Raw genomic sequence first — 19,055 nt, forward strand, 5'->3', positions numbered from 1 at the left:
CGTGGACGAAACGGAGCGGCCCATGCCGTTTGAGTGCGGCATCGAGCCGTTGGTCCTCGCATCTTCGAGGCAGTGGCTGGAGGCGGCCGGATTCACCGGGATGGACGTCCACGCACCAGGTTGCCGAAGGAATGCACTCCGTCATCGTGCGCGCTTCCAAGCCGGATGTGGGCGCGACAGCCTCCGAGACCGTGCCGCGGCTGGTGGCCGAGGTGGTCTCGGAGGGCGGATCCTCCTGCTGCGGCTGATCAGCTGGTGATTAGTCGGCCCAGACTGTGACGACCGACGGGCGTGGGAGTTTGCCCGGGCCGTCGGGCCAGGTGGAGCCGGGGTTCTCGGCGGTGGCGCCGTCGGTCTCGCCCGGGTGCTGGGGCGCGACCAGGATGCGGTCCTTGGTGATGATGGGGCCGCAGCACTCGGCGCCCTTGGGCACGGTCAGGAACTGCTGCACGTGCCCGCGCCGGGAGCCCTTCACGGGCACGGCGAAGAGGCCGTCGTTGAAGCCGAGGGCCGCACCGTCGGTGGCGATCCACAGGTTGCCGTACTCGTCGAAGGCGACGTTGTCGGGGCAGGAGATCGGGCTGACCTGGTTCTTGTCGAAGCCAGCGAAGTACGTCGACGGGTCGTCCGGGTCACCGCACACCAGCATGAGCTTCCAGCGGAAGGTCTTGGCGGCGGCGTCGCAGCGGGTCTCCTCCAGTTCCAGGATGTGGCCGTGCTTGTTGCCGGTGCGCGGGTTGGCCTCGTCGGGGCCAGCCTTGCCGGCGGCGCCGCGGTCCTTGTTGTTGGTCAGGGCGACGTAGACGCGTCCGGTGTGCGGGTGGGGCTCGACGTCCTCGGGGCGGTCCATCTTCGTGGCGCCCACCTTGTCGGCGGCCAGCCGCGTGAAGACGTACACCTCCGCCGCGGTCATCCCGGGAACGTGCGAGACCGAGCCCGACGCGAGCGGAATCCACTCACCGCGGCCGTCGAACTCTCCGTCGGACGGGAGCTTTCCGCTGCCGTCGATCTCGGCGGCCGGGCTGTCGCCGGTGAACTTGGCGACGTACAGGGTGCCTTCGTCGAGCAGCCGCATGTTGTGCTCGCGGGCGGCGCGGCTGGTGCCCTTCTTGTAGGCGTGCTTGGAGACGTACTTGTAGAGGTAGTCGAAGCGTTCGTCGTCGCCCATGTAGAGCGCCACGCGGCCGTCGGCGGTGATGCGGGGTTCGGCGGCCTCGTGCTTGAAGCGGCCCAGTGCGGTGCGCTTACGCGGGGTGGAGGTGGGGTCGTACGGGTCGATCTCGACGACCCAGCCGTGCCGGTTGGGCTCGTTGGGCTCCTTGGCGATGTCGAACCGGTCGTCGAAGCGTTCCCACTTGCGCTCGCTGGCGCCGGTGGGCAGGCCGTAGCGGGCCAGGCGGGCCTTGGCGACGGGGTCCGTGACGGCGCCGGCGCCCGCGAAGTACTGGTTGAAGTTCTCCTCGCCGCTGAGCACCGTGCCCCACGGGGTAATGCCGCCGCCGCAGTTGTTCAGGGTGCCCAGCACCTTCCGACCCGTGGGATCGGCGCTGGTCTTCAGCAGGTCGCTGCCCGCGGCAGGCCCCGTCACCAGGAACGGTGTGGTGGCGGTGATGCGCCGGTTGAGTACGTCCCCGACCACGGGCCACAGGCGGCCCGAGCGGCGGTCCTCCCGTACCGCCAGGACGGTCAGCCCGTGCGCCGCCCAGGCGATCTCCGCCTGCTCGCGGGTGGGGTTGTCCGGGTCGTAGCCGTAGAACATGACCTGTTCGCTGGTGTACTCGTGGTTCACCACGAGCAGCTTCTGTCCGCGCCGGTGGGGCAGGTCCAGCAGTGCCATGTAGTCGTTGTTGTAGCCGAACTGTCCGGCCTGGGCCTTGGCGCTCTGGTTGCGGGCGTCGAAGCGCGGGGCGCCGGGCAGGACCGGGTCGCCCCAGCGGATGACGATCTGCTGGCTGTAGCCCTCGGGGATGGTGACGGCGTCCGTCGTGTTCGGCGGGACCGGCGTGAAGTCCAGACCGCGCGGCGGGCGGGTGCCGGACGTCCCTTCCTGGGCGGCCGAAGCTGAGGCGGTAGCGCCAACGGCGCCGCTGGCCAGGGCTATCACCGCCGCGCCCTTGAGGGCCCCTCTGCGGGACAGGGCCTGCTGGACGACATCCCCGAAGTACGGGTTCAGGGTCCGGTTCGGTGCGTCGTGCGCGCAGGCGTCGCCGCAGCGGTAGCGGCACGTGAGGGCGGAGCGTGCGGTGTTGTGGCCGGGGCCGGGGAGCAGGGGCAGGTCGGTTGTCCGGGTGGTTGGGGCGCCGGTCTGTTCGGGCACGGTTGCCTCCACGCAGTCGGGGTATCTGCTTCCCGCCGGGATATAGGCGGTCATCGATGCGTGACGCTAAGCGCCGCCCGCCTGGTGGGAGGTGACTGGACGGTGAACTCCCGCCGAACAGTGACCGGTTGGCTGGAACCGGCCACTGGTGGGCCCTGGTTCCGCTCTGGCTTCCGCGGGTCAACCCGCACGCAACCCTGCTTGGGGCGTCACGACGGATGGCCTGTTCAACTCACGCTTCCGTCATCTTGAAACAAGATCCTTCTATATAGATGACTGGCTATAGTTCATTTCTGGGTGGCCGCTCGTACACCGCAAGTTCACATAGACGAGATTCGATCCAGCTGTCCGAACGGCGCGCGCTGCGCACCACCTCATCCACCTGGCCGGGACGACCCGGCGGACACGAGGATCGAGAGTCACGTGAACATTCCCACTTCGTTGCGCCGGGCCAAGGCTCCCCTGGCCCTGACGGCGGCTGTGATGCTGGCCGCGAGTGCGTGCGGCGGTGCCGACGCGGGCTCGAACGGCGGCGGCGGTGGTGGCGGCGAGAAGCTGTCCGGCACCATCAAGGTGGACGGCTCCAGCACTGTGGCGCCGCTGTCCACGGCGGCGGCCCAGCTCTTCCAGGCGGAGAACTCGGGGGTCAAGGTCACGGTCGGCACGTCCGGCACCGGCGGTGGCTTCGAGAAGTTCTGCGCGGGCGAGACCGACATCTCCGACGCCTCACGTCCGATCAAGGACGAGGAGAAGGCGGCCTGCGAGAAGGAGGGCATCAAGTTCGAGGAGTTCCAGGTCGCCAACGACGGCCTGTCCGTTGTCGTCAGCAAGGACAACGACTGGGCGGACTGCCTGACCGTCGAGCAGCTGAAGAAGATCTGGGAGCCCGGCTCCAAGGTCAACAACTGGAACCAGGTCGATTCGAAGTTCCCGAACCAGAAGCTGGAACTGTTCGGCGCGGGCACCGACTCGGGCACCTTCGACTACTTCACCGATGCCATCAACGGTGAGGAGGGCGCCTCGCGCACCGACTACTCGCCGAGCGAGGACGACAACGTGACCATCCAGGGCGTCTCCGGCTCCAAGGGCGGCATGGGCTACTTCGGCCTGTCGTACTACGAGGAGAACAAGGACAAGCTGAAGGTCCTGAAGATCGACGGTGGTGACGGCTGTGTCGAGCCGACCACCCAGACGGTGCAGGACGGCTCGTACAAGCCGCTGTCCCGGCCGCTGTTCATCTACCCGAAGGCGGCCTCGCTGGACAAGCCGGAGGTCGAGGCGTACGTCGAGTACTACGTCGAGAACCACGCCGAGATCGCCGAGAAGGCCCAGTTCGTGCCGCTCAACTCCGAGCAGGAGGCCGAACTGAAGAAGGCCCTCGACGCCCTCAAGGCCGCGCACGGCTCATGAGTTCCCCCACGATCGGGCGGCAGGCCGCCTCGGGAGGCCCCGGCTTCCTGAGGCGGTCCCAGCCGCGTTATGGCGAGAAAGCCATCAAGGTCCTCCTTGTGGCCGCCTCCCTGGTCTCGGTGCTGACCACCATCGGCATCGTCGTCGCGCTGATCCCGCCGGCCGCCGAGTTCTTCGGCCAGGTGGGCATCGGCGAGTTCCTCACCGGCACCGAGTGGTCGGCCCTGTTCACCCCGCCGAGCTTCGGCGTCATCCCGCTGGTGACCGGCACGCTGATGGTGACGCTGATCGCGCTGCTGGTGGCCGTCCCGCTGGGACTGGGCGCGGCGGTGTACCTGAGCGAGTACGCCAACCCGAAGGTGCGCAGCGTCTTCAAGCCCATCCTGGAAGTGCTCGCGGGCATCCCGACGGTCGTCTACGGCTTCTTCGCCCTCAAGGCGATCACTCCGCTGCTGCAGGACATCTGGCCGGTCGGGGACCCGCCGCAGGTCTTCAACGCCCTGTCGGCCGGCTTCGTCATGGGCGTGATGATCATTCCGACGATCGCCTCCCTTGCCGAGGACTCCATGAACGCCGTACCACGCGCCCTGCGCGACGGCGCCTTCGCGCTCGGCTCGTCGCGGATGCAGGTCTCCACCCGGGTGGTGTTCCCGGCCGCCCTGTCCGGCATCGTCGCGGCGATCGTGCTGGGCATCTCCCGGGCGATCGGCGAGACGATGATCGTCGCCGTCGCGGCGGGCGGGCGCCCCAACCTGTCCTTCAACCCGCTCGAAGGCATGCAGACCATGACCGCGTTCATCGCCGCGGCCGGCATCGGTGACCAGCCCACCGGGTCCCTCGGCTACAAGACCATCTTCGCGGTGGGCCTGCTGCTGTTCGTCATGACCCTGGTGATGAACCTGGTCAGCATTCGCCTGGTGCGCAAGTACCGGGAGGTGTACGAGTGATGAGTTCCCCGACCGTCGACCGCGACCTCGCCGTGGACCTTCCCGAGGCTCCCCGCCTCAAGGGCCAGGGCACGCCGTGGCGGGAGCGGTTCTTCCAGCTCAGCCTGTGGGCCTCGCTCGCCGTGGGCGTGGTCTTCCTGGCTTCGCTGCTGGTCTACGTGGTGGTCGAAGCCTGGCCCCGCCTCGACTCGCGGATCTGGACGAACTTCCCGGACATCATCGACCCCTCCAGCGCCGGCGCCCAGTCGGCGATCATGGGCACGATCTGGGTGATCGCCTTCACCGCGCTGTACTGCCTGCCGACCGGCATCCTCACCGCGATCTACCTGGAGGAGTACGCCGATCCCAACCGCTGGTACAACCGCGCGATCGAGATCAACATCCAGAACCTGGCGGCCGTACCGTCCATCGTCTACGGCATCCTCGGCCTCGGCGTCATCTCCCGCGGCCTCGGCTTCGGCCAGACCGTCCTGACGGCCTCGCTCACCCTGTCGCTGCTGGTGCTGCCCGTCGTGATCATCTCCTCGCGCGAGGCGATCCGTGCCGTACCGCAGTCGATCCGGCAGGCGTCCCTCGCGCTGGGGGCGACCCAGTGGCAGACCATCTGGCGCCAGGTTCTGCCGGCCGCGGTGCCCGGCATGGCGACCGGCTCGATCCTCGCCCTGTCGAGGGCGATCGGTGAGGCCGCGCCGCTTCTGCTGCTCGGCGGGCTGACGTTCATCACCTTCAACCCGACCGGTGTGCAGAGCCCGTTCACCGTCCTGCCGATCCAGATCTTCAACTGGATCAGCCAGTCCCGCGCCGAGTTCGTCTCGCTCGCCTCCGCCGCGATCGTCGTTCTGCTGGTGATCCTGCTGGCGATGAACTCCCTGGCGATCTGGCTGCGCAACCACTTCTCCCGCCGGTGGTGAGCCCCGTGACCGACCCCACCAGCCGCCCCGAGATGCCCGTTTCCGCCTTGCAGGAGCCCGTCATGACCCCACCCACCGACGCCACCGGCGGCACCAAGACCCCCCAGGTCACCTTCCGCGACGCGCCGTCCCTGGCCAGTCCGGTCTTCGAGGTCAGCGGTCTGTCGGTCTTCTACGGCGACCACGAGGCCGTCCGCGACGTCAACATGACCATCGGTCAGCGCCAGATCACCGCGATGATCGGCCCGTCCGGCTGCGGCAAGTCCACCGTGATCCGCTGCTTCAACCGCATGAACGACCTGGTGCCCACCGCCCGCGTGGCCGGCAAGATCCGGTACCACAACGAGGACCTGTACGGCCGTGACGTCGACCCGATAGAGGTGCGCCGCCGCATCGGCATGGTCTTCCAGAAGCCCAACCCGTTCCCCAAGTCGATCTACGACAACATTGCCTACGGCCCCCGGGTGGGCGGCTTCAAGGGCAACCTCGACGACCTGGTCGAGGAGACCCTCACCCACGCCGCGCTGTGGGACGAGGTCAAGGACAAGCTCAAGACCTCGGCTCTGGCGCTGTCCGGCGGTCAGCAGCAGCGGCTGTGCATCGCCCGCACCATCGCGGTCAAGCCCGAGGTGATCCTCATGGACGAGCCCTGCTCGGCCCTCGACCCGATCGCCACGGCGAAGATCGAGGACCTGATGGAGCACCTGGCCCAGGAGTTCACGATCGTCGTCGTCACGCACAACATGCAGCAGGCCGCGCGCGTCTCGCACCGCACCGCCTTCTTCACCGCCGACGTGGACGACAAGGGCGTACGCCACGGCCGGCTCGTCGAGTACGACGAGACCGAGCGGATCTTCTCCAACCCCTCCGACCAGCGCACCGAGGACTACATCTCCGGCCGCTTCGGCTGACGGAGATCGAGATCGAGTCCTGCGACCGCCCCTTTGCGCGCTTCACGTAAAGGAGTTCACCGGGTGACACCCGAACCGCACCGGCCGACGGCGACCGGCTCCCAAACCGGTCCCGGCGACGGCACGCCGCCCCCGGACCTGCTGCTGGCCGAGCCCGACGCCGACCTGGCCGCCAAGGTCGTCGCCCGCTTCGCCGCCGCGGGCGTGTCCACGGTGGTCTGCCGCGACGGAGCAGAAGCCCTGCTCCAGCTCGGTGTGCAGCACCCCGGCGCGGTGCTGCTCAGCGCACCGCTGCCCGTGGTCAGCGCCGCCCAGGTCACCGCGCTCATCGCCCGGCTCCACCCGGTCCCGGTCATCGTGGGCGCCGGCCCCGACGGCGCCGAGGAGGCCACCGGGGCGGTGGCGGCGGGCGCGGTGGCGTTCGTCGCCCGCCCCTACCGGGCCGAGGAGATCCTGCCGCTGCTCATGCCTCGCCTCGACACCGACGCGCAGGCCCGCATTGTGGTCGGCGACGTCGAACTCGATGTCGCCGGCTTCCACGTGTACGTACGCGGTCGCTCCCTCCAGTTGCCGGTGCGCGAGTTCCTACTGCTGCGCTACTTCATGGAACGCTCCAACAAGCTGATCAGCCGCCAGGAGCTGACCGCGGCTCTCTGGGGCACCGAGAAGCCGGACAGCAACACACTCACCGTGCACGTACGGCGCGTACGTAACAAGATCCAGGAAGCGGGCAGTTGCTGCACCATCGACGCCATCCGCGGCATGGGTTACCGCTTCGAGTGCGGCCCCGGCGCGTGCGCCGAGACGCAGAGCACGCCGACATCTCGCCCGGCTCGGGCGCGATAAATGGGGGGAGGAGTCCCGTGCCGGAGGGGCAGGAAGAGGACTCCTACATCGACCTGCCGATCTGGGCCACGCGCTACCCCCGGTGGGGCATCGTCCACGGCCGTCACCACATCCCTACCGTCGGCACGCTCATGCACCGAAAGGGCTGGCTTTCGGCCAGGGTTCAGGTGCGGTTCCTGGCCGTTGGCCAGACGCGGTGGCAGACCTTCACCACTGACTGGATCACCATGGCGGAGATCATCACCGCCCCCACGCTCGCCGAGGCACGGACGCTGATCTCCCTCTGCCTCACTGACGCACGCGCCTGACCGCCAAGCGGAGGGACGTGGTCAGGACGCGGCAGTCCTGGGCGGCGGATGCTCGATGGTCCAGCGGCGCTCGATGTTCCGGTCAGGTGGGAACACTGGGTACTGGATCACGTACTGCGGAGCCGAATGGTCTTCTCCGGCCCAGGGTCTCGGCTGGCGAGGGCTGTGCGGTTTCCAGTGCAGCCACGGGTCGTGGCGGGGATGGTGGACGACGAACTGGTCTGCCACGTTGTAGGCGACCTCGACCAGGGCCATGCCGACGGCACCTTCTATGTGCAGGAGGTGGTCCGTGCTCTTGCGCGGGTCGGTCAGTTGCTCGGCCGGGCTGGGCAGGAACAGGAGCCGGTGCGGGTCCAGGGGCAGCATGATGTCGCTCTGGGCCACGGCGAGGACCTGATCGTCCGCGTCAGGGCGATTCCATATGACCACCGGGACGTCGCTGGTGAGCAGACACATATCGCTGAAGCCGAGGCCCCAGGGGCGGTTGTGCAGCACGAACGCCAGGACGGCGATGTTCTCGACGATGTAGCGCAGGTGGGGGTTGTTCGCGGCGATCCTGGCGATGTCGTCAGGGAGGTCGGGAGCGTCCTCGGACGGCGGTCGAGTGTGAGAGAGGCGCTTGCGCTGGCGCGTGGTGCGCAGGATCTGTGCCGCCATCCACCAGGAAAGGGCGCTGCGTTGCTCGGGTCGGAGCGGCCACTGTGGTGTCAGGGCCCAGTCCTTGTCATCGAGGATCGTCTTGAGGGCGGTCTCGGCGTTGCCCTCCAGCGAGGTGAAGAGCTCCTCGCACGAGTGATGGGGAACGCCGTCCAGGGTCGTGCCCCAGTAGAAGCCGCGCTCGGCGCCGATCGCGCTCGGTGCCGCCGGGAAAGCCCGGTCGGGGTTGTCGAGGCGCCGCACACGCAGTTCGTACTGACGACGTGCCTGATGTTCGGCGAAGTGCCGCAAGTACATCTGGGGAACGGTGTGGTCACGCGTCCTGCCTGTTCTGGCCGCCTTCTTTCCTGCGGACGCTCTGCCCACGTACCCGCTCCCTCCCCGCGATGTGATGCTCCACGGCAAGTAAACAGCGCGCCGCAGGGCACCTGTTAGCGACTTTGCCCTGGAGCTCGGCGGGAGCGGCGGGTCGCTGTGACGGGGGCTGCGTCAGCGATGGCACATCACATGCTGTGTCCGAGATGGCCGTGATCCGAAGAGGCGCCGGGGATCGGGGCGTCGACCAGCTCGCGGGCGAGGCCGTCCACCCGTGCGGCCAGAGCCGTGCACACCGACCGCGCACTTTCGATGTCCAACCCCGACAGCTCGGGCAGGTCCCAGTCCACATAGCGTCGGCCCGGCAGTACGGCGCAGGCGTCACCGCAGCCGAGCGTCACCACGACGTCGGCCGCGGCGACGACCTCGGACGTAACGGGCTTGGGGAACTCGTCATCCGTACCCAGGCCGCGCTCGGCAAGCAGCTGTTGCACGATCGGGGAGATCTCGGATCCTGGATCGGAGCCGGCCGTGCGGACCTTCACCATGTCCCCGGCCCGGTGGCGAAGGAGAGCGGCGGCCAGCTGGGAGCGGCCGGCATTCTCGGTGCAGACGAACAGCACCTGCGGAACCGGCTTGGGGCACAGCCCCGACGCCTTGGCCAACGCGCCCAGGCGCTGATCGGCGAACCGTTCCACCAGGATCGGGAGGTGGAGGGTGTTTCGGGCTCGGTGACCGAGGAGCTCGGCGCACTCCTCGACGTAGGCGGCGATGGTCTCGCGGGAGAAGGCGCGGCCATGGCGTGTGGCCAGGCGGCGGGCGATGCGCTCCAGGACCGGTCCGGTGTCGTGAAGGGGAGGGGTGGCCGGGCCGAAGCGGCTTTGCTCGTCCATGGGGGCACCTCTTCCGTTCGCGACAGAAAACCTCTCCCTGCCTCGCATCATAGGTGCCTGTCTATGTATTGGACAGGGCGGAGCGAAAGTGAACCCTGGGTGAACAAGTGGGTAGGAGGGTCTTCGAACGCCGGGGGAACACCTGACCGGCGCTTATGGTGAATAGATGGCTATCTCTACGTATGGCGAGGAGGCGAAGGCGGTGTCTGACGAGGCGGAGACGTGTACGCCGGGCCTGTCCTGCCTGCTGATCGACCGTGAGGAGGCAGAGCGGCTCGCCGCCATGCTGAAAGCCATAGCCGACCCAACCCGTCTGCAATTGCTACGCCTCATCGAGCGCGCGCCGAAGGGTGAGGCGTGCGTCTGCGACCTCACCGAGTGCCTGGGGCTGCGTCAGCCGACTGTCAGTCATCACCTGAAGGTGATGACTGAGGCCGGGCTGCTCAACCGCGACCGCCGCGGCACGTGGGTCTGGTACTCCCTCAACCACGATGGACTGCGCCGCGTGCGGGAAATCCTCGACCCGGCGTCGGCAATCGAGCCGGAGCCTGTGGCCGCCTGAGCCCCCACCCTCGGCGTTACGACGCGCTCAGGATGCTGCGCTGTACGTCGAGCTGATGCTCGCTCATCCACGCCTGCGCCGCGACCTGTACCGCGTCCCACGGGGAGCCGAGCGGCGGAGTGTAGGACAGGTCGAGCTCGCTCACCCCGTCGACCGACATGCCGTGGAAGATCGCGGTGGCGTAGGTGTCGACACGCTTGGAGATCTCCGCGCCGCGCTGTCCCACGAGCTGGGCGCCCAGCAAGAGACCGCTGCTGGTGTCGCCGGTGACGCGGATCGAGACCGGTGAGGCGCCCGGGTAGTACGCCTTGTGGTCGTCGGGGCGGCTGGCGGTGGTGGCCGGGTTCCAGCCTCGGTCGGCGGCTCGCGCTTCGTGGTCGCGCAGGCCGGTGCGGGCGGCGACGAGGTCGAAGACCTTGACGACCTGGGTGCCCAGGCTGCCGGCGAACCAGCGGTGGCCGCCGAGGGCGTTCTCTCCGGCGATCCGGCCCTGCTTGTGGGCGGTGGTGCCCAGCGGCAGCCAGGTCTTGCCGAGCAGGCGGTGGTGGGTGACGGCGCAGTCTCCGGCCGCGTAGACCTCGGGCAGTGAGGTGCGCATGTACTCGTCGACCTCGATCGCACCCTTCACGCCGAGCTTGGCCCCGGCGGTCGCGGCGAGCGTGGTGTCGGGGCGGACGCCGACCACCACCAGGACCAGGTCGGCGCCGCGGGTGAAGGTCTTGCCGGTCGGTCCGGTGGCCCGGACATGCAGGACCTCGCCGGAGGGGTCGCGACTGATCGCGGAGACCTGGGTTCCGGTGATGACTTCGACGCCGTGGCTTTCGAGTTCGGCGTGGACAAGGGCGCCGAGCTCGGGGTCGACGGTCGGCAGGACCTCTGGCAGGGCCTCGATCTGCGTGACGTCGATGCCTCGCGTGGTCAGAGCCTCGGCCATCTCCAGGCCGATGTAACCGGCTCCGATGACGACGGCCGACTTGGGGCGGCGCTCGGCGATGGTCTGCATGACCTCGAAGGTGTCGCCCATGCTGTGCAGCAGGTGCACGCCGTCCTGTGGGCCGAGAGCATTGGGCCCGGTCAGGCCGTCGATGGGTGGGCGCGCGCTGACCGCGCCGGTGCCGACGATCAGCGCGTCGTACGGCAGTTCCTCGCTCCGTCCGTCCGCGCCGCGCACCGCCAGCAGCTTGCCGGCCACGTCGATGCCGGTGGCCAGGGTGTCGGTGCGGACCTCCATGCCGGTGGCCTTGAGGTCGGCGAGGGTGCGGTGGGCGAGGTTGCTCCAGTGCCCGACTTCGCCGGAGACGTAGTACGGGATGCCGCAGATGGAGAAGTTCGGGTACGCGTCGGCCACGACCACGGTGACCTCGCTGTCGGGATCCAGCTCGCGGGCGCGCAGCGCGGCGCTGATGCCGGCGTCGCTGCCGCCGACGGCGACGATGCGCTTGCTGGGCACCGGGATACCTCCGTCGGAGTGGGGAGAGAAGCGTGCGGTGGGGTGCGCAGGGCACCCCACCGTCGGTCGCGTCAGGCGAGGTGGTCGGCGAGCTCGCGCTCGAGGGCGGCCTTGGGCTTGGCGCCCACGATGGTCTGCACGACCTCGCCGCCCTTGTAGACGTTCATCGTCGGGATGGACATCACGCCGTACTGGGCGGCGATCGCCGGGTTCTCGTCGATGTTCAGCTTGACGATCTCGATCTTGTCGCCGTGCTCGGCGGCGATCGCCTCCAGGGAAGGCGCGAGTTGCCGGCACGGGCCGCACCAGGCGGCCCAGAAGTCGACCAGGACCGGCTTGTCGCTTTTGAGGACGTCCTGGTCGAAGGACTCCTCAGTGACGCTCTTGAGAGTCATGGTGCTTGTCTCCTGCGGGTGGTGAGGGTCAGACGGCAGCCGTGACCAACTCGTCCTCGACCGTGGTCGCCCCGGCGCCGGTGTCACCCAGGGCGGCGAGGTACCGCTCGGCATCGAGAGCCGCCTGGCAGCCGGACCCCGCGGCGGTGATGGCCTGGCGGTAGGTGTGGTCGACGACGTCCCCGGCGGCGAAAACGCCGGGGATGTTCGTACGGGTGGAGGGCGAGGCGACCTTCAGGTAGCCCTCGTCGTCCAGGTCGAGTTGGCCCTTGAACAGCTCGCTGCGCGGGTCGTGGCCGATCGCGATGAACAGGCCGGACACGTCCAGGTCGCGGGTGGCGCCAGTGAAGACGTCGCGCAGGACGACCCCGCCGAGCATGCCGTCCTTCTCCTTGATCTCCGCGATCTCGCTGTCGAAGGCAAAAGAGATCTTGTCGTCGGCGAACGCCCGGTTCTGCATCACCTGCGAGGCGCGCAGAGTGGAGCGGCGGTGGACGACGGTGACCGAGCGGGCGAAGCGGGTGAGGAAGGTGGCCTCCTCCATCGCGGTGTCCCCGCCGCCGACCACGACGATGTCCCGGTCGCGGAAGAAGAAGCCGTCGCAGGTCGCGCACCAGGACACGCCTCGGCCGGACAGCTCCTCCTCGTTCGGCAGGCCGAGCTTGCGGTAGCCGGAGCCGGTCGCCACGATCACCGTCCGCGCCCGGTGCACGGTCCCGGCGGTGTCGGTGACGGTCTTGATGTCGCCGGTCAGGTCGACCTCGACGACGTCGTCCTCGACGATCTCTGCGCCGAACTTCTCGGCCTGCGCCCGCATGTTCTCCATGAGAACGGGGCCGTCGATGCCCTCGGGGAAGCCGGGGAAGTTCTCGACCTCGGTGGTCGTGGTGAGCGAGCCGCCGACGAAGATCGCGCCGCCGAAGACGAGCGGCTTGAGGTTGGCGCGGGCGGTGTAGAGCGCAGCGGTGTATCCGGCGGGGCCGGAGCCGATGACGATGACGTTGCGGATCTCGCTCACGCGGTGGTCTCCGGCTTCTCCGGCGCGATCTCCTTGATCAGGCCCTCGACCAGCACCTTGATCTCGTCACGGATCGGACGCACGGCCTCAACGCCCTGGCCCGCCGGGTCCTCCAGCTGCCAGTCCAGGTACCGCTTGCCGGGGAAGACCGGGCAGGTGTCGCCGCAGCCCATGGTGATGCAGACGTCGGACTCCTTGACCGCGTCGACGGTGAGCATCTTCGGCACCTCGGCGGAGATGTCGATACCGACCTCGGCCATGGCCTCGACGGCGGCCGGGTTGACGTGCTCGCCCGGGTTGGAGCCGGCGGAGCGGACCTCGACGCGGTCCCCGGCCAGGTGGGTCAGCCACGCCGCGGCCATCTGGGAACGGCCGGCGTTGTGGACACAGACGAAGAGCACGGAGGGCTTGTCGGACATCAGAGGTCTCTCTTGTCTCGCAGCGAAGGCGGGCACGGGATCACATCAGCACCCGGTGGTGTCAGCCACCACTGATGTGAGAGTATCAGTCCATGATGACGTCAGTCGACACTGACCTGATCCGGGTTCTGGCCGACCCGCTCAGGCTCCAGATCGTGACCCTGCTGGCCAAAGAGGCGCTGTGCACCACCCACCTGGTGGAGGAGACCGGCGCCCGGCAGACCAACCTCTCCAACCACCTGAGAGTGCTGCGCGAGGCCGGGGTCGTCGAGACCGAGCCGTGCGGCCGCTACACGTACTACAAGCTCCGCCCGGACGTCATCGCATCTCTCGCCGGTCAGTTCGCCGACCTGGCCGAGTCCGCTCGTACCGCCGCCGACAACAAGAGGGCCTGCCCGTGACCCGCACCGAAGCATCCGCGACCACCGAGGAGTCCTCGGTCGTCGCGAAGCTGTCGACGCTCGACCGTTTTCTCGCCGTCTGGATCCTCGCCGCCATGGCCGTCGGCCTCGGCCTCGGCAGGGTCATCCCCGGCCTCAACGACGCCCTCGCGAAGGTCGAGATCGGCGGCATCTCCCTGCCGATCGCCCTCGGCCTGCTGATCATGATGTACCCGGTGCTGGCCAAGGTTCGCTACGACAAGCTCGACGCGGTCACCGGCGACAAGAAGCTCATGGTCTCGTCACTGGTCATCAACTGGATCCTGGGCCCGGCCGTGATGTTCGCGCTGGCGTGGATCTTCCTGCCGGACCTGCCCGAGTACCGCACCGGCCTGATCATCGTCGGCCTGGCTCGCTGCATCGCCATGGTCATCATCTGGAACGACCTGGCCTGCGGCGACCGTGAAGCCGCCGCCGTTCTCGTGGCGCTGAACTCGATCTTCCAGGTCCTCGCTTTCGGCCTGCTCGGCTGGTTCTACCTCGACCTGCTGCCCGGCTGGCTGAACCTGGGCAACGGCGAGCACCTGCACATCTCCATGTGGAAGATCGCCCTGAACGTCGTCATCTTCCTCGGCATCCCGCTGCTGGCCGGCTTCCTCACCCGCCGTATCGGCGAGCAGAAGCTGGGCAGGGAGAAGTACGAGTCCAACTTCCTTCCGAAGATCGGCCCGTGGGCGCTGTACGGCCTGCTCTTCACGATCGTCATCCTCTTCGCTCTGCAGGGGAAGACGATCACCTCCCAGCCGCTGGACGTGGCCCGCATCGCGCTGCCGCTGCTGGTCTACTTCGCCGTGATGTGGTTCGGCACCTTCGCGCTCGGCAAGGCGATCGGTCTGGCCTACGACCGCACCGCAACGCTCGCCTTCACGGCGGCCGGGAACAACTTCGAGCTGGCCATCGCGGTCGCCATCGCCACCTTCGGCGTCACCTCGGGCCAGGCCCTGTCCGGTGTGGTCGGCCCCCTGATCGAGGTCCCGGTGCTGGTGGCGCTCGTGTACGTCTCCCTGGCCTGGCGGCGGAAGTTCAGTGCCAACCAGCAGCTGACGGCGGCACCGCAGGAGAGCTGATGCACTGCCTGGACTGCACCGGCATCGGTGCGCAGGTCGCCGCCGTTGGCGTCTGCGCCCAGTGCGGGGCCGCCGTCTGCGCCGTCCACGCCGAACTCTCCGAGCAGTACCTGACCTGCACCAAGCCCGTTTCCCGCCCGGTGGCCACCGAGCCACCGGTGCGGCGGCTGCTGTGCGGCACCTGCGCCGCAGCACACCGCGCCCACGCGGCGTGCTGCCCGCAGACCGCCCACACGGTACGGACATCGTGACGGGCGACCAGCACACGCAGGTGGTGATCGTCGGCGGCGGCCAGTCTGGGCTCGCCGCCGGTTACCACCTACGCCGTCTCGGCCTGGACTTCGTCATCCTCGACGCCCAGGCCGAGCCGGGTGGCGCCTGGCAACACGCCTGGGACTCGCTGCACTTGTTCTCCCCGGCCGCCTACTCCTCACTACCAGGGCGCCCGATGCCTCTTCAGGCGGGTGAGACATACCCGGACGCAGGCCACGTGGTCGCCTACCTCACCGAGTACGAGCGCCGATACGAGTTTCCGGTGCAGCGCCCGGTACGTGTCTCAGGAGTCCACCAGGACGGCCGCTTCCTGCGCGTCGAGACGGACTCCGGCAGCTGGCACGCCCGGGCGGTTATCAGCGCCACCGGCACCTGGTGGCGCCCCTTCCTGCCCGCCGTCCCTGGACGGGCGGACTTCCGTGGACAGCAGCTGCACACCGTCGAATACCGCAATCCGCGCAACTTCGCCGGGCAGCGGGTCGTGGTCGTCGGAGGCGGCAACTCCGGCGCGCAGATCGCCGCCGACCTGGCGTACAACACCGAGCTGACCTGGGTCACCCAACGCCCGCCCAGTTTCCTCCCCGACGACATCGACGGCCGCGCCCTGTTCAACGTGGCCACTGCCCGCCGCCGCGCCCTCGACGAGGGCCGCACCGACACTGGCGGCGTCGCCTCACTGGGCGACATCGTCGCAGTACCGCCCGTACGCGAGACCCGGGACGCCGGGCTGCTCAAGGCGTCGCCCATGTTCGTGCGACTCGAGCGCGACGGCGTCGTCTGGGCCGACGGCACCCGTGCGCAGGCCGACGCGGTCATCTGGTGCACCGGCTTCCGCCCGGCCCTGTCCCACCTTGCCCCGCTGCAACTGCGCGGCCGACGGGGCCACATCGCCACCGTCGGCACGCGGGCGGTGGACGAGCCGCGCCTGCACCTGCTCGGCTACGGCGACTGGACGGGCCCTGCCTCCGCCACCCTCATCGGCGTCGGGCGGCCGGCTCGCGACGCGGCCCGTGAGATTGCCGCGCTGCTCGCGGTGTAGGCGACGAACGTGGGATGAGCCGCCGTGTCGCCCCGAATCCGACGGCCTCATCTGTGGTCCGGGACCGTTCGAGTCGAGCGCGCTGGGTACTGTCGCCGGGCAGCCGAGCGAGAGGTTCTCCCACCCGTGAACCCGGGCATCGTGGGCAGGCGGTCGGGTCTGTTCGCCGTCACCAACATCGACGACATCCTGATCCTGGCTTGTTCTTCGCCCAGGGCGCCGGACACCCCGGAGCGGCCCGCTGGATCGTGCTCGGCCAGTACCTCGATTTCGCCGCCCTCCTCGCCGTCGCCGGGGCCGCTGCGTTCGGCGCGACCTTCCTGCTCGAGGCGGCCATCCCCTATCTCGGTCTTCTGCCCCTCGGGCGCGGTCTCAGGGCGGCCTGGCAGGCGTGGCAGAGCTGCGGAGACGAGGACGACGAGCAGGAGGTGACCGAGGGCGGACCGAGGGTGCTGGAGGTCGCTGCGGTCACCTTCGCGGTGCATCGCGGGCCGCTTCTTCGCCCCCCGTCCGGTCACCGCGAAGGCACTCAGCCGGTGGGGCCACGTCCTGCTCCCGCTGGTCCTGATCGCCCTGGGCGGGCTGATCCTCGTCGAGGCAGGCGCTTTTGGCCTGTGACTTGTGGGTATCGCCGCGACCTGTGTGCGTCAGTTGCTGCGGGGTGCGTACATGATCACGGCCATCCCGGCGAGGCAGACCAGAGCGCCGATGACGTCGTATCGATCCGGCCGGTAGCCGTCGGCGATCATGCCCCAGGCGATCGAGCCTGCGACGAAGATGCCGCCGTAGGTGGCGAGGATGCGGCCGAAGTTGTCGTCGTTCTGCCAGGTCGCCACCACGCCGTAGAGGCCGAGGGCGATCACGCCGGCGCCGATCCAGATCCAGCCTTTGTGCTCGCGGATGCCCTGCCAGACCAGCCAGGCCCCGCCGATCTCGAACAGGGCGGCGACGACGAACAGGGCAACAGAACGAGCGACGGTCATGGACGGGACGTTACCGACCGTCCGGACCGCTGATCCGCTGGGGTCCGCAGCCGCACTGCGTGCCGGGCCTGGCCGCCGACGTGCAGGAGCAGCCGGCATCACGGCGCTGTGAGAACCACCAGGCCGCTGCCGCGAGTGCGGCCAGGGCCAGGGCGATACCCGGCAGCCAGCCCACCGCAGCGGACACCCCGGCGCCCACCACGCCCGCGGTGATCAGGGCGGGCAGCAGGCAGCACGCCAGGCAGGCCAGTCCGGCGAGGCCCGCCAGCGCCTTCGGGGTGCGCTTGGTGCGCGGGTCAGCAGCAGGGGCCGGCATGGCGTCTCTCCTCGGCGAGGTCGGTGAAGGGGATCGGGCAGCAGGGGCTTGCGGAGCAGGTGGTCAGGTCGTCGCATCCGGCTTCGAGGGCAGCGGCGAGCGTGGCGCGGATGGTGGTCAGGTCGGTGATCTTCGCGTCCACCTCGGCGAGTTTGGCCTGCGCCCGCTGCTGGAGGCCGGGGACCTGTCTGCCGTGCCGGTGGCGGCCAGCTTCCAGCAGTTCGGCCACTTCCTCCAGGGTGAAGCCGAGGCGCTGGGCGGCCTTGATCACGCGCAGCACCGTCACCGCCTCTTCCCCGTACAGGCGGTGACCGCCGGAGCTGCGCTCGGGTTCGGTGAGCAGGCCGCGCCGCTCGTAGTAGCGCAGGGTCTGGATGTTCACCCCGGCGGCCTCGGCCACCTGACCGCTGCGCAGGCCGGCGCTCACCGCTGCTCTCCGAGCCCGGCCAGGCCGGCGGCCCGCTCGGCGAGTGCGTCCAGAACCGGCTGGTGCACCGGGTCCACCGCGATGTCCAGGCGGACGGCATCCGCGTCGGCCGTGACGGTGAAGGTGAAGAACGAGCAGCAGCCGCTCTCACGTCCCGCAAGATCACGCACCCCGTCCTCAACCCCCGAGGCGGCGGACAGCTCCAGCCGGACGCGCCGCGCCGCGGGATACGACAGCGCGGTCAGATGCTCGCTGAACAGCGCGTCCCACTCGGCAATCCGCAGCGGCTGCTTCTCGGTGGGCAGGGCGCACGACTGCGGCACCCACTCCAGATCGGTCATCGCGCACACTCCCGTCATCACACCCCTGACCGGGGCACACCAACGACGGTAAACCTGTACCTGGGTACCGGATGCAAGCCCAGCCGTGGCGGGCGGCGAGTGCCAAGCCGTCCGTACAGGGTCCTCATGGCGGAAGCGAGGCCATCCTTTGTCGCACGGGGGATTGCCGCCACCATGGAGGGGACGAGGTCGCTCGAACCGTGGCGCGGTGAGCGTTACCCACAGCGGTGCGCCGACGTCGGGAGGACAGGTGGGCCCCATGGAGGATGGGGCAGCGGTGGATCGCCGGGCGATCCACGAGGAGCTGGAGCGGGCCCGTACGACGTTCCACCGGCTCCTGGATGGCGCTACCGACACCGACCTGCGTCAGGGCACCGACGGCACCCTGTGGACCAATGGGCAGCTGCTGTTCCACATGCTGTTCGGCTACATCCTGATGCGGCCGCTGCTGGTACTGCTGCGGGTGTTCGGGCGGCTGCCAGCTAGCGTCAGCCGGGCTTTCGCCCAGGTTCTGAATGCCGCGACCAGGCCGTTCGACGTCGTCAACTACCTGGGCCCCCTGGGCGGGGCGAGGGTTTTGGGCCGACGCGGGATGGGCGCGCTGTTCGACCGCATGATCGCCTGGCTGCACCGTCGCCTCGACGCCGAGAGGGAGGCGGACCTGGCGCTCGCCATGCACTACCCGACTCGCTGGGATCCGTTCTTCCAGGACGTCATGACGATCGCGGATCTCTACCGGTATCCGACCCAGCACTTCGACTTCCATCGCCGGCAGCTGACGCTGGCCGATGACGACCGCTGATCAACGGG

General features: G+C 69.0%; 23 protein-coding genes and 1 pseudogene. 13 read left to right on the forward strand and 11 right to left on the reverse strand.

The window, feature by feature from the left end; translation table 11 throughout:
- Positions 1-259: 259 nt before the first annotated feature.
- Positions 260-2,275: a PhoX family phosphatase gene (locus ABZ078_RS09030; RefSeq protein ID WP_356573234.1), complete on the reverse strand. Its 2,016-nt coding sequence runs from the start codon at positions 2,273-2,275 to the stop codon at positions 260-262.
- A 465-nt stretch (positions 2,276-2,740) separates the two neighbouring features.
- Between ABZ078_RS09030 and ABZ078_RS09035 the strand changes: the two genes are divergently transcribed.
- The 6 genes from ABZ078_RS09035 (at position 2,741) to ABZ078_RS09060 (ending at position 7,650) form a co-directional block, all read left to right on the forward strand.
- Complete coding sequence (locus ABZ078_RS09035; protein ID WP_356573145.1) at positions 2,741-3,727, forward strand: PstS family phosphate ABC transporter substrate-binding protein; 987 nt, start codon at positions 2,741-2,743, stop codon at positions 3,725-3,727.
- On the forward strand, positions 3,724-4,674 hold the full coding sequence (pstC, locus tag ABZ078_RS09040) for a phosphate ABC transporter permease subunit PstC (protein WP_356573147.1): 951 nt from the start codon (positions 3,724-3,726) through the stop codon (positions 4,672-4,674). Before ABZ078_RS09035 ends, pstC begins: the two co-directional genes overlap by 4 nt.
- Positions 4,674-5,585 carry a phosphate ABC transporter permease PstA gene (pstA, locus tag ABZ078_RS09045; RefSeq protein ID WP_356573149.1) on the forward strand — a complete coding sequence of 304 codons (912 nt, stop codon included), beginning with the start codon at positions 4,674-4,676 and terminating at the stop codon, positions 5,583-5,585. Before pstC ends, pstA begins: the two co-directional genes overlap by 1 nt.
- Before the next feature lie 62 nt (positions 5,586-5,647).
- Positions 5,648-6,496 carry a phosphate ABC transporter ATP-binding protein PstB gene (pstB, locus tag ABZ078_RS09050; RefSeq protein ID WP_356573151.1) on the forward strand — a complete coding sequence of 283 codons (849 nt, stop codon included), beginning with the start codon at positions 5,648-5,650 and terminating at the stop codon, positions 6,494-6,496.
- Positions 6,497-6,559: 63 nt separating this feature from the next.
- Positions 6,560-7,342, forward strand: coding sequence for a response regulator transcription factor (locus tag ABZ078_RS09055; RefSeq protein ID WP_356573153.1), 783 nt, complete (start codon positions 6,560-6,562; stop codon positions 7,340-7,342).
- Between the two features lie 17 nt (positions 7,343-7,359).
- Positions 7,360-7,650, forward strand: a complete 291-nt coding sequence (locus tag ABZ078_RS09060) for a hypothetical protein (protein WP_356573155.1) — start codon at positions 7,360-7,362, stop codon at positions 7,648-7,650.
- Between the two features lie 21 nt (positions 7,651-7,671).
- Here the strand turns inward: ABZ078_RS09060 and ABZ078_RS09065 are convergent, their stop codons facing one another.
- Both ABZ078_RS09065 and ABZ078_RS09070 read right to left on the reverse strand, forming a co-directional pair.
- Positions 7,672-8,673, reverse strand: coding sequence for a DUF4238 domain-containing protein (locus ABZ078_RS09065; RefSeq protein WP_356573157.1), 1,002 nt, complete (start codon positions 8,671-8,673; stop codon positions 7,672-7,674).
- A 137-nt stretch (positions 8,674-8,810) separates the two neighbouring features.
- Entirely contained in the window at positions 8,811-9,515 is a 705-nt protein-coding gene (locus ABZ078_RS09070) for a three-helix bundle dimerization domain-containing protein (RefSeq protein WP_356573159.1), read from the reverse strand.
- A gap of 166 nt (positions 9,516-9,681) precedes the next feature.
- Here ABZ078_RS09070 and ABZ078_RS09075 point away from each other — a divergent pair, with 166 nt between their 5' ends.
- Entirely contained in the window at positions 9,682-10,077 is a 396-nt protein-coding gene (locus tag ABZ078_RS09075; RefSeq protein WP_062704254.1) for a metalloregulator ArsR/SmtB family transcription factor, read from the forward strand.
- Positions 10,078-10,093: 16 nt separating this feature from the next.
- Here the strand turns inward: ABZ078_RS09075 and ABZ078_RS09080 are convergent, their stop codons facing one another.
- The 4 genes from ABZ078_RS09080 to ABZ078_RS09095 all read right to left on the reverse strand — a co-directional run bounded on the left by ABZ078_RS09080 (position 10,094) and on the right by ABZ078_RS09095 (position 13,359).
- On the reverse strand, positions 10,094-11,527 hold the full coding sequence (locus ABZ078_RS09080; protein ID WP_356573161.1) for an FAD-dependent oxidoreductase: 1,434 nt from the start codon (positions 11,525-11,527) through the stop codon (positions 10,094-10,096).
- Between the two features lie 71 nt (positions 11,528-11,598).
- Positions 11,599-11,922, reverse strand: a complete 324-nt coding sequence (gene trxA, locus ABZ078_RS09085) for a thioredoxin (RefSeq protein WP_062704256.1) — start codon at positions 11,920-11,922, stop codon at positions 11,599-11,601.
- A gap of 28 nt (positions 11,923-11,950) precedes the next feature.
- Positions 11,951-12,940 (reverse strand): thioredoxin-disulfide reductase, encoded by a 990-nt coding sequence (gene trxB, locus ABZ078_RS09090; RefSeq protein WP_356573163.1) that lies wholly within the window; start codon positions 12,938-12,940, stop codon positions 11,951-11,953.
- Entirely contained in the window at positions 12,937-13,359 is a 423-nt protein-coding gene (locus tag ABZ078_RS09095) for an arsenate reductase ArsC (protein WP_356573165.1), read from the reverse strand. The genes trxB and ABZ078_RS09095 overlap by 4 nt, the downstream gene beginning before the upstream one ends.
- A 92-nt stretch (positions 13,360-13,451) precedes the next feature.
- Between ABZ078_RS09095 and ABZ078_RS09100 the strand changes: the two genes are divergently transcribed.
- The 5 genes and pseudogenes from ABZ078_RS09100 (at position 13,452) to ABZ078_RS09120 (ending at position 16,796) form a co-directional block, all read left to right on the forward strand.
- Positions 13,452-13,760 (forward strand): metalloregulator ArsR/SmtB family transcription factor, encoded by a 309-nt coding sequence (locus tag ABZ078_RS09100; protein WP_356573167.1) that lies wholly within the window; start codon positions 13,452-13,454, stop codon positions 13,758-13,760.
- Positions 13,757-14,866 carry an ACR3 family arsenite efflux transporter gene (gene arsB / locus ABZ078_RS09105; protein ID WP_356573169.1) on the forward strand — a complete coding sequence of 370 codons (1,110 nt, stop codon included), beginning with the start codon at positions 13,757-13,759 and terminating at the stop codon, positions 14,864-14,866. The genes ABZ078_RS09100 and arsB overlap by 4 nt, the downstream gene beginning before the upstream one ends.
- Positions 14,866-15,117, forward strand: a complete 252-nt coding sequence (locus tag ABZ078_RS09110; RefSeq protein ID WP_356573171.1) for a DUF2180 family protein — start codon at positions 14,866-14,868, stop codon at positions 15,115-15,117. Before arsB ends, ABZ078_RS09110 begins: the two co-directional genes overlap by 1 nt.
- Complete coding sequence (locus ABZ078_RS09115) at positions 15,114-16,178, forward strand: ArsO family NAD(P)H-dependent flavin-containing monooxygenase (RefSeq protein WP_356573173.1); 1,065 nt, start codon at positions 15,114-15,116, stop codon at positions 16,176-16,178. The genes ABZ078_RS09110 and ABZ078_RS09115 overlap by 4 nt, the downstream gene beginning before the upstream one ends.
- A gap of 126 nt (positions 16,179-16,304) precedes the next feature.
- Positions 16,305-16,796 (forward strand): annotated as a pseudogene (locus tag ABZ078_RS09120) (cadmium resistance transporter).
- A 29-nt stretch (positions 16,797-16,825) separates the two neighbouring features.
- On the opposite strand, the gene ABZ078_RS09125 reads toward ABZ078_RS09120, so the two are convergent.
- Genes ABZ078_RS09125 through ABZ078_RS09140 form a run of 4 tightly spaced genes read right to left on the reverse strand, consistent with a single transcriptional unit; the run spans position 16,826 to position 18,245 of the window.
- Entirely contained in the window at positions 16,826-17,161 is a 336-nt protein-coding gene (locus ABZ078_RS09125) for a YnfA family protein (protein ID WP_356573175.1), read from the reverse strand.
- Positions 17,162-17,171: 10 nt separating this feature from the next.
- Positions 17,172-17,477, reverse strand: a complete 306-nt coding sequence (locus ABZ078_RS09130) for a hypothetical protein (RefSeq protein WP_356573177.1) — start codon at positions 17,475-17,477, stop codon at positions 17,172-17,174.
- Positions 17,458-17,904, reverse strand: coding sequence for a MerR family transcriptional regulator (locus ABZ078_RS09135; protein ID WP_356573179.1), 447 nt, complete (start codon positions 17,902-17,904; stop codon positions 17,458-17,460). The genes ABZ078_RS09130 and ABZ078_RS09135 overlap by 20 nt, the downstream gene beginning before the upstream one ends.
- The gene (locus tag ABZ078_RS09140) at positions 17,901-18,245 is read right to left on the reverse strand and encodes a hypothetical protein (protein ID WP_356573181.1); all 345 of its coding nucleotides are present in this window, start codon (positions 18,243-18,245) and stop codon (positions 17,901-17,903) included. Before ABZ078_RS09140 ends, ABZ078_RS09135 begins: the two co-directional genes overlap by 4 nt.
- A 259-nt stretch (positions 18,246-18,504) precedes the next feature.
- On the opposite strand from ABZ078_RS09140, the gene ABZ078_RS09145 reads away from it, so the two are divergent.
- Entirely contained in the window at positions 18,505-19,047 is a 543-nt protein-coding gene (locus ABZ078_RS09145; protein ID WP_356573183.1) for a DinB family protein, read from the forward strand.
- Positions 19,048-19,055 lie beyond the last annotated feature (8 nt).

The organism is Streptomyces sp. NPDC006385, from assembly GCF_040612485.1.
Lineage (GTDB): Bacteria > Actinomycetota > Actinomycetes > Streptomycetales > Streptomycetaceae > Streptomyces.

What these genes read in the sequence shown, in the direction of transcription:
- pstC (WP_356573147.1), top strand. Translation starts at nt 3,724, where the DNA reads ATGAGTTCCCCCACGATCGGGCGGCAGGCCGCCTCGGGAGGCCCCGGC.
- ABZ078_RS09130 (WP_356573177.1), bottom strand. Translation starts at nt 17,477, where the DNA reads ATGCCGGCCCCTGCTGCTGACCCGCGCACCAAGCGCACCCCGAAGGCG.
- ABZ078_RS09140 (WP_356573181.1), bottom strand. Translation starts at nt 18,245, where the DNA reads ATGACCGATCTGGAGTGGGTGCCGCAGTCGTGCGCCCTGCCCACCGAG.
- ABZ078_RS09125 (WP_356573175.1), bottom strand. Translation starts at nt 17,161, where the DNA reads ATGACCGTCGCTCGTTCTGTTGCCCTGTTCGTCGTCGCCGCCCTGTTC.
- trxA (WP_062704256.1), bottom strand. Translation starts at nt 11,922, where the DNA reads ATGACTCTCAAGAGCGTCACTGAGGAGTCCTTCGACCAGGACGTCCTC.
- pstA (WP_356573149.1), top strand. Translation starts at nt 4,674, where the DNA reads ATGAGTTCCCCGACCGTCGACCGCGACCTCGCCGTGGACCTTCCCGAG.
- ABZ078_RS09110 (WP_356573171.1), top strand. Translation starts at nt 14,866, where the DNA reads ATGCACTGCCTGGACTGCACCGGCATCGGTGCGCAGGTCGCCGCCGTT.
- ABZ078_RS09100 (WP_356573167.1), top strand. Translation starts at nt 13,452, where the DNA reads ATGATGACGTCAGTCGACACTGACCTGATCCGGGTTCTGGCCGACCCG.
- ABZ078_RS09075 (WP_062704254.1), top strand. Translation starts at nt 9,682, where the DNA reads ATGGCTATCTCTACGTATGGCGAGGAGGCGAAGGCGGTGTCTGACGAG.
- ABZ078_RS09145 (WP_356573183.1), top strand. Translation starts at nt 18,505, where the DNA reads ATGGAGGATGGGGCAGCGGTGGATCGCCGGGCGATCCACGAGGAGCTG.
- ABZ078_RS09095 (WP_356573165.1), bottom strand. Translation starts at nt 13,359, where the DNA reads ATGTCCGACAAGCCCTCCGTGCTCTTCGTCTGTGTCCACAACGCCGGC.
- ABZ078_RS09070 (WP_356573159.1), bottom strand. Translation starts at nt 9,515, where the DNA reads ATGGACGAGCAAAGCCGCTTCGGCCCGGCCACCCCTCCCCTTCACGAC.
- pstB (WP_356573151.1), top strand. Translation starts at nt 5,648, where the DNA reads ATGACCCCACCCACCGACGCCACCGGCGGCACCAAGACCCCCCAGGTC.